Genomic DNA, 16657 nt, shown 5'->3' with positions numbered 1-16657 from the left:
CTGTATGCGGACCGGCTGACCGGAGCCCCATGAGCCAAGACCACGCCACCGACAGACTGCTCACCGACCTCGCCGCCCGGATCAAGGCCTGGGGGCGCGAGCTGGGTTTCCAGCAGGTGGGGATTACCGACTGCCAGCTGGAAACCCACGGCGAGCGCCTGCAACAGTGGCTGGAAGCCGGCCACCATGGGGACATGGACTGGATGGCGGCCCATGGGGCCAAGCGCTGGCGGCCCGAGCTACTGGAGCCGGGCACCCTGCGCGCCATCAGCGTGCGGCTGGACTACCTGCCCCCGGATACCGAACCCGTACGGGTACTCAAGGACCCGGGCAAGGCCTATGTTTCCCGCTATGCCACCGGTCGCGACTACCACAAACTTATCCGCAAGCGGCTGGCCAGGCTCGCGGCACAGATCGACGCCTTCTGCGCGGAAAACGGGCTGGACGCGCACGGGCGCGCCTTTACCGACAGTGCGCCGGTAATGGAGCGGGCGCTGGCGGAAAAGGCCGGGCTGGGCTGGATCGGCAAGAATTGCATGGTGCTGAACAGCGGTGCCGGCTCCTGGTTTTTCCTCGGTGAAATTTACACCAACCTGGCCCTGCCGGTGGATCACAGCGTCCAGGCGAACCAGTGCGGGGAATGCACCGCCTGCCTGAAAGTCTGCCCCACGGATGCCTTTGTCGGCCCCTACCAGCTGGACGCACGCCGCTGTATCTCCTATCTCACCATCGAGAACAAGGGATCGATTCCGGAGGAATTCCGCGAGCCCATGGGCAACCGCGTGTTCGGCTGCGACGACTGCCAGATCATCTGCCCCTGGAACAAGTTCGCGAGCCCCACCGCCGAGGCGGATTTCCACCCGCGCCACGGCCTCGACGACGGTGGACTGCTGACCTTATTCGGCTGGACCGAGCAGGAATTCCTGGAGCGCACCGCTGGATCGGCCATTCGCCGCATCGGCTACGAGCGCTGGCAGCGCAACCTGGCGGTGGCGCTGGGTAACGGCGACCCGTCCCCGGAGGTCATCGCGGCACTGGAACAAGGGCTGGCGACAGCCACCCCCCTGGTGGCAGAGCATATCGAGTGGGCCCTGGCCCGGCTGCGCAGCGGCCGGCGGCGCAAAAGAAAAATCAGGCGTGGCCCATGAGGAGAAGCCTGCAGCTCCGCTGGCGTGCTAGATGCGAAAGAAATGATCGCGGTAGTGGCGCAGCTCGTTAATGGAGTCGCGAATATCATCCAGCGCCAGGTGGCTGCTCTCCTTCTTCACTCCCTCCAGCACGTCCGGACGCCAGCGACGCGCCAGCTCCTTGACCGAACTGACATCCAGGTTGCGGTAGTGAAAATAGCTTTCCAGCCGGGGCATATAGCGCACCAGGAAGCGGCGGTCCTGGCCGATGGAGTTGCCGCACATGGGGGACGCCCCCTCGGGTACCCACTGGCTGAGGAAAGCGATGGTCTCCCGCTCCGCATCGCGCTCGGAGATGGAGGACTCGCGCACCCGCTTCACCAGACCGGAACCGCCGTGTTGCTCTGTATTCCATTCGTCCATCGCGTCCAGCAGCGCATTACTCTGGTGAACGGCCATGGACGGCCCCTCGGCCAGTATGTTCAGCCGTGAATCAGTGACGATGGTGGCAATTTCAATGATGCGCTCTTTTTCGGGATCGAGTCCGGTCATCTCCAGGTCGATCCAGATCAGGTTGTTCTGGTCCAATGCGGGTCTCCTCTGCCTCGCTGAAAGTTACCGCAACTCTCGACGGATGCAAACTATACAGAGAAAACCACGCCGGCGAGTACAGTCGGGCTATAATCCGCGACGAATCGCCAATGGCCCCGACTGTCCACGATGAGCAAACGCAAACTGAACCGGCGCCAGAAGTGGCGCGTTGAAAAAATCCAGCAGGAACGCGAAGAGCGCGCCCGCAGACGCGCGGAAGGTGTCGAGCACGCCCTCGAGGAGGGCGACCTGGGACCGGAGCAGACCGGCCTGGTGATCGCCAACTACGGCACCCAGGTACTGGTGGAAAGCAGCAGCGACTCGGAGTTGCGCCAGCGCTGCCATATGCGCGCCAATATCGACACCCTCGTGACCGGTGATCGCGTGGCCTGGCGCCCGGCCCTGGGCGAGGGCAGCGGCGGCACCGGTGTCGTCGGTGCACGCCTGGCACGGCAGTCAGAGCTGCAGCGACCAGATCGCTACGGCGACCTGAAGACCGTGGCTGCGAATATCGACCGCATCCTGATCGTGGTCGCGCCCTACCCCGAACCCTTTGCCAACGCCATCGACCGCTACCTGGTGGCCGCCGAGACCACCGGCATCCCGCCACTGCTGGTACTCAACAAGATTGACCGGATCGACGACAGCAACCGCGCCGCTCTCGAGGACCTGCTGGCCCCCTACCCGGAGCTGGGATATCCGGTGCTGCGGCTGTCCACCAAGACCGGTGAAGGCCTGCCGGAACTGCTGCAGACCCTGGCGCGCGGCACCAGTGTATTTGTAGGGCAGTCGGGCGTGGGCAAGTCGTCCCTGGTCAACGCGCTGCTGCCCGAAGCGGGCGCGCGCACCGGCGAGCTGTCGCAGGCGACCCAGAAAGGCACCCATACCACCACCGCAGCGGAACTCTTTCACCTGCCCACCGGCGGTGATCTGATAGACTCCCCCGGCATTCGCGAATTCGGCCTCTGGCACATGAGCGAGGCGGACCTGCTCGAGGGTTTCATCGAGTTTCGCCCCTTTATCGGCCACTGTCGCTTTCGCGACTGTCGCCACCAGGGAGAGCCCGGATGCGCCATCAACGCCGCCCTGGCCCGTGGCGATATCAGCGAGCGGCGCATGAACAGCTTTATCCACCTGCGCAACAGCCTGCAGGAGGAGTGATCGCCAGCCACTATGGAAGCGCCTCTCGGCAGGGGCTCGCCGGTAACCGTATGAGAGGAGACGTACTTTGTCCGCAACACTGCCACTGATTATCGAACCGGAGCAGCTCGCGGCCCAGCTCGAGCGCGATGAGCTGCTGCTGGTGGACCTGAGTTCACCACAGAACTACGCCAGCGGCCATATTCCCGGTGCCGTACACCTGCCATTCCAGGCCCTGCTGGCGGGCACGCCGCCGGCACCGGGCAAACTGCCGGGCGTCGATCGACTGGCACAGGTATTGAGCGCCATCGGCCTGCGCCCAGAGCACCATGTCGTGGCGTTTGACGACGAGGGCGGCGGCTGGGCCGGCCGCTTTCTGTGGACCCTGGAAGTCATCGGCCACCGGCATTACAGCTACCTCAATGGCGGCATGCACGCATGGCGTGGCGCCGGCCTGCCCCTCACCACAGATGCCCCGCAAATCACCCCCAGCGAAGTCACGGTCAATATCGACTCCGCGCCAATCATGGAGGCAGAAGAAATCCTCCGGCATCTCGATTCACCCGCTTTCTGTATCTGGGATGCGCGCTCGCCGCAGGAATACAGTGGTGAGAAAGTGGTGGCAATGAAAGGCGGGCACATACCCGGGGCGATCAACTGTGAATGGACACGGCTCATGGACCCACAGCGCGACCTGCGGATTCGCACCGACGCCCGGGAGCTGCTGGCAGCACTGGGGATCGATGACAGCAAGGAGATAGTGACCCATTGCCAGAGCCATCATCGCTCCGGCTTCACCTGGCTGGTGGGCAAATCACTGGGCCTGGACATCCGTGCCTACCCCGGCTCCTGGAGCGAGTGGGGCAACCTGCCGGATACACCGGTGGAGCAATGACCAGCGCACTGGCTCATTCCAGGTTTTATTTTAGGGTTTTTTAGCTAGGAGCCTGCCTTCAGGCAATTTGTATGCATCCAAAAGTTTTTACCACACTGCAGTACCTGACGCCGCAACACGCCCTGTCCCGCGCCGCCGGCTGGCTGGCCGAGACCCGCATCAAGGCAATCAAGGATCCGTTTACCCGCTGGTTTGTCGAGAAATACGGCGTCGATATGAGCGAGGCCCGGGAGCCGGACTGCACCGCTTATGCGAATTTCAACGATTTCTTCACCCGCGCACTGAAAGAGGGTGCACGCCCGGTGGTCGAGGGGGAGAACAGCATCGCCTGTCCCGCTGACGGCGCCATCAGCCAGCTGGGCGAAATCCATAATGGCCGCGTCTTCCAGGCCAAGGGTCACGATTACAGCCTCATGGAGCTGGTGGGCGGCGATGCCCAGCTAGCGGCAGAGTTTACCGGCGGCCACTTTGCCACCGTATACCTGTCGCCCAGGGATTATCACCGCGTGCATATGCCGGTGGACGGCACCTTGCGCAGCATGACCTACGTCCCGGGCCAGCTGTTTTCCGTGAACACCGTGACCGCAGACAATGTGCCGCGGCTGTTCGCCCGCAACGAGCGGGTTGTATGTGTTTTCGACACCGCGGCGGGACCGATGGCCATGATTCTCGTCGGAGCGATGATTGTCGCCAGTATCGAGACCACCTGGGCCGGCCTGGTGGCCCCCCTGAAGCGCCGGGTGCAAACCATCAGCTACCGCGACAGCAAGCCGGTCGAACTCGAGAAAGGCGAGGAGATGGGGCGCTTCAAGCTGGGTTCCACCGTGATCATGCTGTTCGGCGCCGATCGGGTGAACTGGCTCGAGTCGCTGTCAGCGGAAGACGAGGTCCGCATGGGCGGACACTTCGGGAATATTGTCTGACACCTGCCGCACTGGCCCCGCCCAGACTCGGGGCCCAATCCCTCCACAGAAGAATTGACTGAATATGGTCCAGCTTCCCGCATTCATGCGCGAACGCGCCCACCTGGTATTTTTTGCCCTGCTTGCCGTGGCCGCTTCGGGCTTCGGACAGACATTCTTTATCTCCATTTTTGGCGGCGCCCTGCGCGAGGAGTTCGGCCTCAGCAATGCCTGGTACGGTGCCACCTACAGCGCTGCCACCCTGGTTTCCGCCATTGGCCTCCTGGCCTGCGGCAGCCTGGTGGATCGCTGGCCCCTGCGCCGGATCACGGCAGTTGTAGTGACCGTGCTGGCGCTGGCCTGCCTACTGATGGCAAGCGCCAGCCATGCCCTGATGCTGCTGCCGGGTTTTTTCCTGCTGCGCTTCGCCGGCCAGGGTTTCATGACGCACCTGGGCATGACCACGGCGGGGCGCTACTTCAGCAGCAACCGCGGCAAGGTCATCGCCGTGGCGGCGCTGGGCTTCCCGCTCGCCGAGGCCCTGCTGCCCACTGGCGGTGCCTGGTTGATTGAGGCATTTGGCTGGCGCAGCGCCTGGCTCGCGTCCGCGCTGGCCCTGCTCTGCCTCGCGTTGCCCGCCCTGCTGTGGCTGGCCCGGACCGAAAGCCGCTCCCCCGGCGACAGCACCGGCGACGGGGACCCCGGTGAGGGATTCAGCCGTGGACAGGTGATGCGTGACCCGGGCTTTTACCTGCTTCTGCCCGCGGCCTTGATGACACCGATGGTGGTCACCGCAGTGCTGTTTCACCAGGGCGCAATCGGCGAGGCGCGAGGCTGGTCACTGACCCTGCTGGGCTCCGCCTTTGGAGGTTACGCTGCCGGTCACCTGCTGATGCTGTTCCTGGCGGGCAGCCTCGTGGACCGGTTCGGCGCACAACGCAGCCTGCCGCTGGCTCTGCTACCGATGGTAGCGGGGCTGGCGCTGCTGGCATTTTTCGAGAAATCCTGGGTACCCATGGCTTACCTGACACTGCTCGGTATCACCCAGGCGGGAACCGGTACCGCCGCTGGCGCCATGTGGCCGGAGCGTTATGGAACCAGGCACCTGGGTGCGATCCGCGCTGTTTCACAGGGCGCAATGATCCTGTCCACTGCCATCTCGCCGTTGCTGGTGGGGATATTGCTGGATGCCGGGGTCGGGGTCGCGCCACTGGCGGGCGCACTTGGGACTGCGGTGGCGGGGTCAATGGCACTGGCAATGCTGGCCCCGGCGGCACGGCGATAGCTCTCGCCTGCCCCACACCGCCGCCAGCATTCGCCTAGCGTGAGAACAGCCGGGTAAGCGCTGCCCCAATCCCGCGGTTTTGCAACAGGTAGCGATCCCGCACCGCAGCCACGTCCACATCGGGGTACTTGCTCGGCTCCAGGTCCTGCAAGATGGTAATCTTGTCCCCCGGGCCCAGTTTGCCACGCTCAATCAGGCGCTGCTTGCGGTCGTCATCTACAGCCAGGTCCACCAGGCGGGGCTTCGGCAGCTTCTGTCCATCACAATCCAGTACCACCATTACCCGCGGCCGCAGGCGATGGTGGTAAGTCTGTTCTACGACCACGGCCACCTCGCCTGTGGACAGCTCCACTTGCGTGCCGGTGGGATACAGGCCGATCGCCTGGATAAACTCCACTACGAGCTGCTCATGAAAAGCTATTCCGCGCAGGTCGTAAAGCTGTGCAACCGCGCGGGACGGGGCGACCGGGAAAGCCTCACCCCGCGGGTTGGTGGCTTCGTCATAAAAAGTGACGATGCCGCACATGCGGGCCAGCACCGGGATATTGTCGCCGCGCAGGCCGCGCGGGTATCCACTGCCATCGTGGCGCTCGCAGTGACAGTGGACAATATTTACCACCTGCGGGTCGAGGCGGGGCTCAGCAGACAGGAGTTTCACGCTGTGGTCGACGAAGCGGCGATACTCACGCTCGACCTTGGCATTGCGTCGCCCTGCCCGCAGGACCCGGTCATCAAGATGCAGCTTCCCCACGTCTTTCAGGAGGCAGGCAAGTCCCAGCAAAACCAGCTCGTGACGGTCGAGGCCGATATGGCGGCCAAAAATAATCGCCCATATGCCAGCACGCATCGAGTGCTTGTAGGTAAATTCATCTTTGGCCCGAATCCGGGCAAGCCAGGCCGCTGCGTCGGGACTGCGGAGCACGTTGTCCACCAGTTCCTCCACGACCGCGGTGACCTGGGTTATCGGCAAAGGCCCCCGACTGCTGACCTGAACCATGACTTCGTGCAGGCATATTTCGAGCTGGCGGAACAATTTTTGCGCCTGCGACGCCACTTTGCGTGCAGAGACCGGTGGCGGATAGGCCTGGTGGGAAACCCGGACTGGCCGGCAGGGTATGTTGGCAGGAGCTTTGGCGCGGTTCCGCGATGAGAGTGCTGCGGGCTCCCTGCCCTCACCAGCGTTCAGGCGCTTGAGCCTGCGCAAGTTGGCACCCACATCCCCCACCGTCTTGGTGATATCCACATAGACGTAGCGGCAGTACTTCTGCAGCTGGCGCACTTCCTCCAGATCACGGATATAGAAACCCTGCAACGCAAAGGGTGTATGCGTCCAAGGCCTGTCGAGCCGGGACACAAACATGCCGCGCTGTAACTGTTCCGTGTAAACCTTGACCTGCTGGATCGCCACGCTAGTGAGGGTTTCCGCCAAATTTTATTTGTTTCACATTATTTTATTGATACGGCGCACATTGATGGCCGTACCAGTTCGTCTTTATAGCACGAGAATCCACTTTGGTGCACGGTCCGGGTACATATAGCGACAGATAGAGCCACTATCCCGCCAGGATATCTACGGTTCCCGGCGCTACTGGCTACTGGCTACTGGTGGTAGCGCGGTGAGAGCTCGCAGACTGCTTCAATCATGGCGCGCGCGTGCTCGGGGTCCACTTTCGGTGTAATCCCGTGCCCCAAATTGAAGACGTGCCCGGAACCACGCCCGAACGATTCCAGCACCTCAGTCACTTCAGCGCGAATTTTCTCCGGAGGCGCATACAGGACCGCCGGGTCCAGGTTGCCCTGCAGGGCCACGCGATCGCCGACCCGCTGGCGCGCAGCACCAATATCCGTGGTCCAGTCCAGCCCCAGGGCTGTGGCACCGGTGTCTGCCATGGCTTCAAGCCACTGACCGCCCCCCTTGGTGAACAGAATTGCCGGGACAGGACGCCCGTCCGCCTCCTTGATCAGCCCTTGCAGAATACGCGCCATATACTGCAGTGAGAATTCGCGGTAAGCGCCATGGCTCAGGGCGCCGCCCCAGGTATCGAAAATCTGTACAGCCTGGGCACCGGCACGGATCTGGGCATTGAGGTAGTCGGTCACGGAATCCGCCAGCACCGAAAGCAGGTGGTGCATAAGCTCCGGCTGGGAATACAGCATTGCCTTACAGCGGGCAAAATCGCGACTGGAGCCGCCCTCCACCATATAGGTGGCCAGGGTCCAGGGACTGCCGGAAAACCCGATCAGGGGCACCCGGCCATTCAATTCGCGGCGAATGGTGGCCACGGCATTCATGACATAGTCGAGGTCACGGGCGCTGTTGACCACCTCCAGCGCCTCTATTTCTGCCCTGGAACGCACCGGCTTGCGGAATTTGGGCCCCTCGCCCTCCTCGAAGTAGAGCCCCAGCCCCATGGCGTCGGGAATGGTCAGGATGTCGGAAAACAGGATCGCGGCATCCAGGGGATAGCGCTCGAGCGGCTGCAGGGTCACCTCACAGGCCAGCTCGGTATTGCGGCACAGATCCATGAAACTGCCGGCTTCGGCGCGGGTTGCGCGGTACTCAGGCAGGTAACGGCCCGCCTGGCGCATCATCCATACGGGAGTGCGATCCACCGGCTGGCGCAGCAGGGCGCGCAGGAATCGGTCGTTCTTCAGTTCGGGAAACTTGCTGTCGGACATGGGTACACAGGCCGCGGTCGAAAAATGGGCGGCCATTGTACAGAGGACTACAGGACTAGGACAGTGGGGGGGTGGATACTGCGGAAAACCGACCACCGCGCCAATCCTGGCGGCGGCAGCCGGCTGACACACGTCAGACGTCCAGGTAATCGAGGATGCCCTCAGCAGCCTGACGCCCCTCCCAGATGGCGGTCACCACCAGGTCCGAGCCCCGGACCATGTCGCCACCGGCGAACACCTTCTCGTTGGAGGTCTGGAACTTGAACTCCTGCTCCTCCGGTGCCACGACACCACCCCAGTCGGCGGTATCAATATTGTGCTCACCGAACCAGTCCGCCGGGCTGGGACGGAAGCCAAAGGCCACCAGCACGGTATCGGCGGGGATGATTTCTTCGGAACCGGGCACCACCTGCGGGCGGCGACGGCCATTTTCATCCGGCTCACCCAGCTCGGTGGTCACCACCTTGACGCCCTCGACCTTGCCGTCACCGACAATTTCCACCGGCTGGCGGTTGAACAGGAAGCGCACGCCCTCCTCCTTGGCATTGGCCACCTCGCGGCGGGATCCGGGCATATTCTCCTCATCGCGTCGATAGGCACAGGTAACACTGCGCGCCAGCTGGCGAATAGATGTGCGGTTGCAGTCCATAGCGGTGTCGCCGCCACCCAGCACCACCACACGCTTGCCCTCGACCGAAATAAACTCGTCCGGATTTTTCTCCCAGCCCATGTTGCGGTTTACATTGGCCACCAGGAACGGCAATGCGTCGTACACGCCCGGCAGGTCTTCACCGGGAAAGCCGCCTTTCATATAGGTGTAAGTGCCCATGCCCATAAACACGGCATCGTAGTCGTTCAGCAATTTCTCAAAGCTGATGTCCACACCAATTTCCGTATTGAGGCAGAACTCAATCCCCATTTCAGTGAAGATCTCGCGACGCCGCTGCATTACGGACTTCTCTAGCTTGAACTCGGGAATGCCAAAGGTCAGCAGGCCGCCGATTTCCGGGTATTTGTCGAACACCACCGGCTGCACACCATTGCGTACCAGCACATCGGCACAGCCGAGCCCCGCGGGTCCGGCACCTATCACTGCGACACGCTTATCGGTCTTCACCACATGGCTCAGGTCCGGACGCCAGCCCAGGGCAAAAGCGGTGTCGGTGATGTATTTTTCCGCGTTGCCAATGGTCACGGCCCCGAACCCGTCATTGAGGGTACAGGCCCCCTCACACAGGCGGTCCTGCGGGCATACCCGGCCACACACTTCAGGCAGGGTATTCGTCTGGTGGCTCAGCTCGGCCGCCTCCATCACATTGCCGTCCGAGATGAGCCGCAGCCAGTTGGGAATGTAGTTGTGTACCGGGCAACCGGTCTCGCAGTAGGGATTACCGCAATCCAGGCAGCGGTGCGCCTGGTTGGCCACCTGCCGCTCGCTGTACGGTTGGTAAATCTCCACAAACTCGTTGGTGCGGGTGATGATGTCTTTTTTCGGCGGGTCGGTACGGCCCACATCGATAAACTGGAAGTCGTTATTCAATCGCTCTTTCATATTTTCATCACCCCTTTATTCGCCGCGCTTGCGTACATCCGCCAGCAGGCCGGCGAGACTCGCTGCCTTCGGCTTGACCAGCCAGAAGCGATGCAGGTAGTCATCGAAGTTGTCCAGCAACTCCTCACCCCACGCACTGCCGGTCTCCGCAACATATTCCTCGATCACCTCACGCAGGTGGCTCTGGTTGGGCTCGAGGGTCTCGCTACTGATGCGGCGCAATTCGATCAGCTCGTGGTTGCATTTGTCGAAGAAATCGCGCTCCAGGTCCAGCACATAGGCAAAGCCACCGGTCATGCCCGCGCCGAAGTTGACCCCGGTCTTGCCGAGCACCGCCACCATGCCGCCGGTCATATATTCACAGCAGTGATCGCCGGCACCTTCCACCACGGCAAAGGCACCGGAGTTACGCACCGCGAAACGTTCACCGGCGCGACCGGCGGCGAACAACTTGCCGCCCGTGGCACCGTAAAGACAGGTGTTACCGACAATGCTGGTTTTCTGTGATTCAAAAGTACTGCCCACAGGCGGGCGAATCACCAGCTTGCCCCCGGCCATACCTTTACCCACGTAATCGTTGGCATCACCGTCCAGGTACATCTCCAGGCCGCCGGCATTCCAGACGCCGAACGATTGCCCCGCAACGCCCTCGAGTCGCACTTTCACCGGCGCTTCGACCATGCCCTGGTTGCCGTGGCGCTTCGCAATCTCGCCCGACAGGCGCGCACCGATGGAACGATCGCAGTTGGTCACGCGGTAACTGAATTCGCCACCTGCGAGCTTGTCGATGGCCGGCAACATATCGGCCACCATACGCTCGGCCAGCTCCCCTTTGTCCCAGGGATCGTTCTGCGCAACCTGGCAGGTCTGTGGCTTGCTTGCCAGCAGCTCGTCTGTGTGCAGCAGCGGTGACAGGTCAAGCTTTTTCTGCTTGCTGGTCTCGCCTTCCAACGCTTGCAGCAGGTCCACCCGCCCGACCAGCTCGTCCATGGTGCGCACACCCAGCCGCGCCATCCACTCACGGGTTTCCTCGGCGACAAACTTGAAGAAATTCATCGCCATCTCGACGGTGCCGATATAGTGCTCGTCCCGCAGCTGCTGGTTCTGGGTGGCGACACCGGTAGCGCAGTTGTTCAGGTGACAGATACGCAGGTACTTGCAGCCCAGCGCCACCATCGGTGCGGTGCCAAAGCCGAAACTCTCGGCACCCAGCATGGCCGCCTTGACCACATCCAGACCCGACTTGAGGCCGCCGTCGGTCTGCACCCGTACATTGCCCCGCAGGTCGTTGGCACGCAGGGTCTGGTGGGTCTCCGCCAGCCCCAGCTCCCAGGGCGACCCGGCATAGCGGATCGAGGTGATCGGGCTGGCGGCGGTGCCGCCGTCGTAACCGGAAATGGTGATCAGGTCGGCATAGGCCTTGGCCACACCCGCGGCAATGGTGCCGACACCGGGGCGGGACACAAGCTTCACGGACACCAGTGCATCCGGGTTGACCTGCTTGAGGTCGTAGATCAGCTGTGCCAGGTCCTCGATCGAGTAGATGTCATGGTGCGGCGGTGGCGAGATCAGGGTCACGCCGGGCACCGAGTAGCGCAGGCGGGCAATCAGCTCATTGACCTTGCCGCCCGGCAGCTGGCCGCCCTCACCGGGCTTGGCCCCCTGGGCCACCTTGATTTGCAGCACCTCGGCATTGACCAGGTAATGCGGGGTCACACCAAAGCGCCCGGAGGCGATCTGCTTGATCTTGGAGACCTTGTCAGTACCGAAACGGGCCGGGTCCTCACCACCCTCACCGCTGTTGGAACGCCCACCCAGGCGGTTCATCGCCTGGGCCAGGGACTCATGGGCCTCCGGCGACAGCGCCCCCAGGGACATGGCCGCGCTGTCGAACCGGCGCAGGATACTCTCGGCCGGCTCCACTTCCTCCAGCGGTACGGGCTGCACATCGTCGCGGAGCGCCAGCAGGTCCCGCAGGGTTGCAACCGGCCGCTTGTTTACGAGCTCGGCATAGTCACGCCATGCGGAATAGTCGCCGGTGCGCACGGCCTGCTGCAGCGACTTGACCACGTCCGGGTTGAAGGCGTGGTACTCCTGCCCATAGACAAACTTGTGCAGGCCGCCGGGGGAAACCGGCTTGCGCGATTTCCAGGCGTTCTTCGCCCGCGCTGCCATATCCTCCTGCAGGTCGGCGAACCCCGCCCCCTGGATGCGGCTGGCGGCACCGGGGAAGCAGAGGTCGACAACCTCGCGGTCCAGGCCCACCAGCTCGAACAGCAGGGCGCCGCGATAGGATGCCACCGTGGAGATGCCCATCTTGGACAGGATCTTCAGCATCCCCTTGATGATCCCGTTGCGGTAGTTTTTCTGCGCCTCGGCGGCGTCCAGCAGCAACTCACGGGTCTCGATCAGGTGGTTGATGATGCTGTAGGAGAAATAGGGGTGCACCGCGGTAGCACCCACGCCGACCAGGCAGGCCAGCTGGTGTGAGTCGCGGGCACTGGCGGTGTCCACCACGATGTTGGAGTCACAGCGCAGGCCGGCATGCACCAGGTGGTGATGGACGGCGCCGGTGGCCAGCAGCGAGTCGATCGGCAGTTTGTCATCGGCGATTTCACGGTCGGAGAGGACCACCAGCACGATGCCGTCATCCCGCACCGCCTTTTCCACATCCGCACAGAGTTGTTCAACCGCCGCCTTCAGCCCCAGCTTCGACGGATCGTAGTTCAGGTCAAAAATTCGCGACTCGAAACCCACCCGGTTGACGTCCAGCAGCGCCGTGTACTTCATATGTGACAGTACCGGCGAGGACAGGATCACCCGGTTGGCGTGTTCCGGGGTCTCCTCAAACACGGACTTTTCCCGCCCCAGGCAGGTTTCCAGGGACATGACAATGGTTTCGCGCAGCGGGTCGATTGGCGGGTTGGTGACCTGGGCGAACTGCTGGCGGAAATAATCGTAAATAGAGCGATTGTGGCGTGACAGTACCGCCATCGGGGTATCGTCCCCCATGGAGCCGACGGCTTCCTGGCCAGCCTCTGCCATCGGGCGAACCACGGAATCGCGCTCCTCCAGCGAGGAGCTGAACAGCTTCTGGTAAACCTTGAACTGCTCGTAGGAGAAATTATTGTCCACCGGCGCGGTCACCAGTGTGGAGCGAATCCGGCGCGCCTTGTCCTTCAACCAGCGCTTGTACGGCTGGCGCTGCTTGAGCATGTTGTCGATATCTGCGGTATGTTGCAGCTTGCCCTCGCGGGTATCCACCGACAGCATCTGACCCGGTCCCAGCCGGCCCTTTGCGACCACATCCTTCGGGTCGTAATCGTAGGTGCCGATTTCCGATGCCACGGTAATGAAGTCGTCTTTGGTGATGACCCAGCGTGACGGGCGCAGGCCATTGCGATCCAGAGTACACACCGCATAGCGGCCATCGGTCATTACCAGTCCGGCGGGACCGTCCCAGGGCTCCATATGCATGGAGACATACTCGTAAAAGGCGCGCAGGTCGGAATCCATCCCCTCCACGTTCTGCCATGCCGGCGGCACCAGCATGCGGACCGCATGATGCAGCTCCATGCCGCCGATGGTCAGCATTTCCAGCATATTGTCCAGGCTGGAGGAGTCGGATCCTTCACGGTTCACCAGTGGCGCCAGCTCCGCCAATTCCGGCAGCAGCTCACTGGCGAATTTCGGCGTGCGGGCGACAGACCAGTTCCGGTTGCCGGTGATGGTATTGATTTCACCGTTGTGGGCCAGCAGGCGGAACGGCTGCGCCAGCGGCCAGCGCGGCATGGTGTTGGTGGAAAAGCGCTGGTGGAACACACAGATGGCGGTCTCCAGTCGCGGATCGGCCAGCTCCGGGAAGAAACGGGGCAGGTCTGCCGGCATCATCAGGCCCTTGTAGGACACCACCTGGGCGGACAGGCTGGCGATGTAGACCTCGTCCAGCTGCTGCTGCGCCAGCTTCTGCTCGGCGCGGCGACGGGCGACAAACAGGCGGGCGTTGAAACGCGCTTCGCCCATGGGCTCTTCGGCATCATTGACCAGCAGGTGCTCAAAACGGGGCTGCGACTCGCGGGCGATGGGCCCGAGGCAGTCGGCGTTGGTGGGCACGGTGCGCCAGCCGGCCACGCGGAATCCCTGCGCCTCCAGCTCTGCGGCGAGAACTTCCCGGCCGGCCCCGGCGATTTTATCGTCCAGGGGAAGCATGACAGCGCCGACTGCGTAGGTATCAGTCAATTCGACGCCACAGGCGCTGCGCGCCTCTGCGCGCAGGAAAGCGTCGGGTTTCTGGATCAGCAGGCCACAGCCGTCGCCGGTCTTGCCATCCGCGGCAATACCGCCGCGGTGCGTCATGCAGGTCAGGGACTCGATTGCTGTTTCGAGCAACTTGTGGCTGGCAGTGCCCTTTAAATGGGCAATCAGGCCGAAGCCACAGTTGTCCTTGAACTCGTCCAACCTGTAAAGACCGCTACCCATAGATCTCCTCGCATTATCTTTCGACCGGGCCCAGACAAAAAAAGCCCTCGCTAGGGGCTTTTTTCTTCTTAGCATTTTTCTCGGCCACTTTTTCCAAAGGGCGCGCAATATTACTTGCGCCCTCCTGAAATTGCAAGAATTGGCAGTCTTATCTTCTGTACAGAAAGGCAAAAACCGACTTATCTTCTTTTCAAATCCGCTTTTGTTAAACAGTCCTCAGCTACCGGGATTTGGGGCTCGTGCTGTCATACCGCTCCGCATGCCCGCAATGACTCGACCAGTAGTTCACGGGGGGTGTCCTCGATCACAGCCGCGTCACCCACGCGCCGTAAAAGTACCAGTCGTAACCGGCCGTCGATCACCTTCTTGTCCACGGCCATGGCCTCGAGGAATTGACCCACTGTCATCTCCCTGGGAGCTCGCTGCGGGAGCTTCGCCTCGGCCAGCAATCTGCGCAGCCGTTCGACCGCATCCGCCCCGATATCGCCACGCAGGCACGAGAGCTCCGCGGCCATTACCATTCCGGCAGCCACGGCCTCCCCGTGCAGCCAGCGACCATACCCCTGCACCGTCTCGATCGCGTGGCCAAAGGTGTGGCCAAAATTGAGTATCGCCCGGCGCCCGGCCTCCCGCTCATCCTCTGCCACCACTGCCGCCTTCGCACGGCAACTACGCTCGACAGCATAGGCCAGCGCCTGTGTATCCCTGGCCAGCATGCGCGCCATATTCTGCTCGAGCCACTCGAAGAATGGCGCATCGCAGATCATCCCGTACTTGATGACTTCGGCGATCCCGGCGGCCAGCTCCCGCGCTGGCAGGGTTGCCAGGGTATCCATATCCGCCAACACCAGGCGGGGCTGGTAAAAGGCCCCGATCATGTTCTTGCCCAGGGCGTGGTTGACACCCGTCTTGCCACCGACGGAGGAGTCTACCTGCGCCAGCAGGGTCGTCGGCACCTGGATAAAATCCACCCCCCGCTGGTAGCAGGCGGCGGCAAAGCCTGTCATATCTCCCACCACGCCGCCGCCCAGCGCCACCAGCGTGGTACTGCGGTTATGGCGCCGCTCCAGCAGGCGATCAAAGATACGGTTGACGGTATCCATGGTCTTGAATGCCTCACCGTCCGGCAGTTCGATCGTATCCAGCAGGTCGCATTCGGGCAGGCTCTCCAGCAGTTGTGCCAGATAAAGTGGCGCCACTGTCTCGTTGGTGACAACACAGACCTGCCGGCCACGGATATAGGGGGCAAGACACCGGGGTTTACCCAGCAGGTTTGATCCGATCACGATGGGGTAGCTGCGCTCACCCAGCTCAACATTCAATTCGTGCATGGCGCCCTCCGGTTGGCGACGGAAAAGCCCCTGGGCCGGGGCGTAAATCGGGTTACCAGTCTGTATCAGCAGATTGCGGCGACGGGCACTTTAGCACGCCAGGGAGGGAAGGGTTGAGCCGGCACGGGGGGTGCTGTCGGCTCAGTCGCGCAGTGAAGGCCCGGCGTGCAGGCGGGCAGCAACCTTCAGCGCCGCCTGTCGGGGCGTGCAGTGATCGGTATCGCAGATGATATCGGCGACCTCCCTGTACAGGGGGTCGCGTTCCCGCAGCAGCTCCTCGATCCGCGCACGGGGATCCGGCACCTGTAACAGGGGACGATTGCTGTTCTTGCTGGTGCGCTCGAGCAGCTGGTCGACACTCGCCTGCAGGTAAACCACCAGCCCGTGCTTGCGCAACTGTCGCCGGTTCTCTTCCGCCAGGACAATACCGCCGCCGGTGGCCACCACCTGTACCGGGCCACTGGCGAGTTCCCGCAACACATCACTCTCGCGGCGGCGAAAGCCCTCCTCCCCCTCAACATCAAAAATCCAGGGGATATCCGCCCCGGTGCGCTCTTCCAGCACCCGGTCAGAATCGGCGAAGGGCAACTGCAACTCGGCAGCCAGCAGCTTGCCAATGGTGGACTTGCCGGCCCCCATGGGGCCGACAAGGAAGATGGCGCGGTTGATCACCTTG

At 62.7% G+C, this 16657-nt stretch carries 12 protein-coding genes; 5 read left to right on the top strand and 7 right to left on the bottom strand.

Annotated elements, in window-relative coordinates:
• The first annotated feature begins 29 nt into the window (after nt 1–29).
• Entirely contained in the window at nt 30–1148 is a 1119-nt protein-coding gene (gene queG, locus LVD11_RS11600) for a tRNA epoxyqueuosine(34) reductase QueG (protein ID WP_237059182.1), read from the top strand.
• Nucleotides 1149–1175: 27 nt separating this feature from the next.
• Here queG and orn read toward each other — a convergent pair whose 3' ends face one another.
• Nucleotides 1176–1715, bottom strand: coding sequence for an oligoribonuclease (gene orn, locus LVD11_RS11595; RefSeq protein WP_255775620.1), 540 nt, complete (start codon nt 1713–1715; stop codon nt 1176–1178).
• 132 nt (nt 1716–1847) lie between these two features.
• Between orn and rsgA the strand changes: the two genes are divergently transcribed.
• The 4 genes from rsgA (at nt 1848) to LVD11_RS11575 (ending at nt 5940) form a co-directional block, all read left to right on the top strand.
• Nucleotides 1848–2879 carry a small ribosomal subunit biogenesis GTPase RsgA gene (gene rsgA / locus LVD11_RS11590; protein ID WP_237059181.1) on the top strand — a complete coding sequence of 344 codons (1032 nt, stop codon included), beginning with the start codon at nt 1848–1850 and terminating at the stop codon, nt 2877–2879.
• A 67-nt stretch (nt 2880–2946) separates the two neighbouring features.
• A complete protein-coding gene (locus tag LVD11_RS11585) occupies nt 2947–3753 on the top strand; it encodes a sulfurtransferase (RefSeq protein ID WP_237059180.1) in 807 nt (268 codons plus the stop codon).
• A gap of 71 nt (nt 3754–3824) precedes the next feature.
• Nucleotides 3825–4676 carry an archaetidylserine decarboxylase gene (gene asd, locus LVD11_RS11580; protein ID WP_237059179.1) on the top strand — a complete coding sequence of 284 codons (852 nt, stop codon included), beginning with the start codon at nt 3825–3827 and terminating at the stop codon, nt 4674–4676.
• A gap of 64 nt (nt 4677–4740) precedes the next feature.
• On the top strand, nt 4741–5940 hold the full coding sequence (locus LVD11_RS11575) for an MFS transporter (protein WP_237059178.1): 1200 nt from the start codon (nt 4741–4743) through the stop codon (nt 5938–5940).
• Nucleotides 5941–5974: 34 nt separating this feature from the next.
• Here LVD11_RS11575 and LVD11_RS11570 read toward each other — a convergent pair whose 3' ends face one another.
• The 6 genes from LVD11_RS11570 to aroK all read right to left on the bottom strand — a co-directional run bounded on the left by LVD11_RS11570 (nt 5975) and on the right by aroK (nt 16650).
• Nucleotides 5975–7348 carry a cyclic di-GMP phosphodiesterase gene (locus tag LVD11_RS11570; RefSeq protein ID WP_237059177.1) on the bottom strand — a complete coding sequence of 458 codons (1374 nt, stop codon included), beginning with the start codon at nt 7346–7348 and terminating at the stop codon, nt 5975–5977.
• A 191-nt stretch (nt 7349–7539) separates the two neighbouring features.
• Entirely contained in the window at nt 7540–8619 is a 1080-nt protein-coding gene (gene hemE, locus LVD11_RS11565; protein ID WP_237059176.1) for a uroporphyrinogen decarboxylase, read from the bottom strand.
• Between the two features lie 133 nt (nt 8620–8752).
• Entirely contained in the window at nt 8753–10171 is a 1419-nt protein-coding gene (locus LVD11_RS11560; protein WP_237059175.1) for an FAD-dependent oxidoreductase, read from the bottom strand.
• 15 nt (nt 10172–10186) lie between these two features.
• Entirely contained in the window at nt 10187–14650 is a 4464-nt protein-coding gene (gltB, locus tag LVD11_RS11555; protein ID WP_237059173.1) for a glutamate synthase large subunit, read from the bottom strand.
• A 245-nt stretch (nt 14651–14895) separates the two neighbouring features.
• Complete coding sequence (aroB, locus tag LVD11_RS11550) at nt 14896–15981, bottom strand: 3-dehydroquinate synthase (protein ID WP_237059171.1); 1086 nt, start codon at nt 15979–15981, stop codon at nt 14896–14898.
• A gap of 141 nt (nt 15982–16122) precedes the next feature.
• Nucleotides 16123–16650 carry a shikimate kinase AroK gene (gene aroK / locus LVD11_RS11545; RefSeq protein WP_237059544.1) on the bottom strand — a complete coding sequence of 176 codons (528 nt, stop codon included), beginning with the start codon at nt 16648–16650 and terminating at the stop codon, nt 16123–16125.
• Nucleotides 16651–16657 lie beyond the last annotated feature (7 nt).

Origin of the sequence: Microbulbifer sediminum, from assembly GCF_021729035.1 — a bacterium.
Classification (GTDB): domain Bacteria; phylum Pseudomonadota; class Gammaproteobacteria; order Pseudomonadales; family Cellvibrionaceae; genus Microbulbifer; species Microbulbifer sediminum.
The sequence above is the reverse complement of the archived record's forward strand: the minus strand, read 5'-3'. Positions and strand labels throughout refer to the sequence as shown.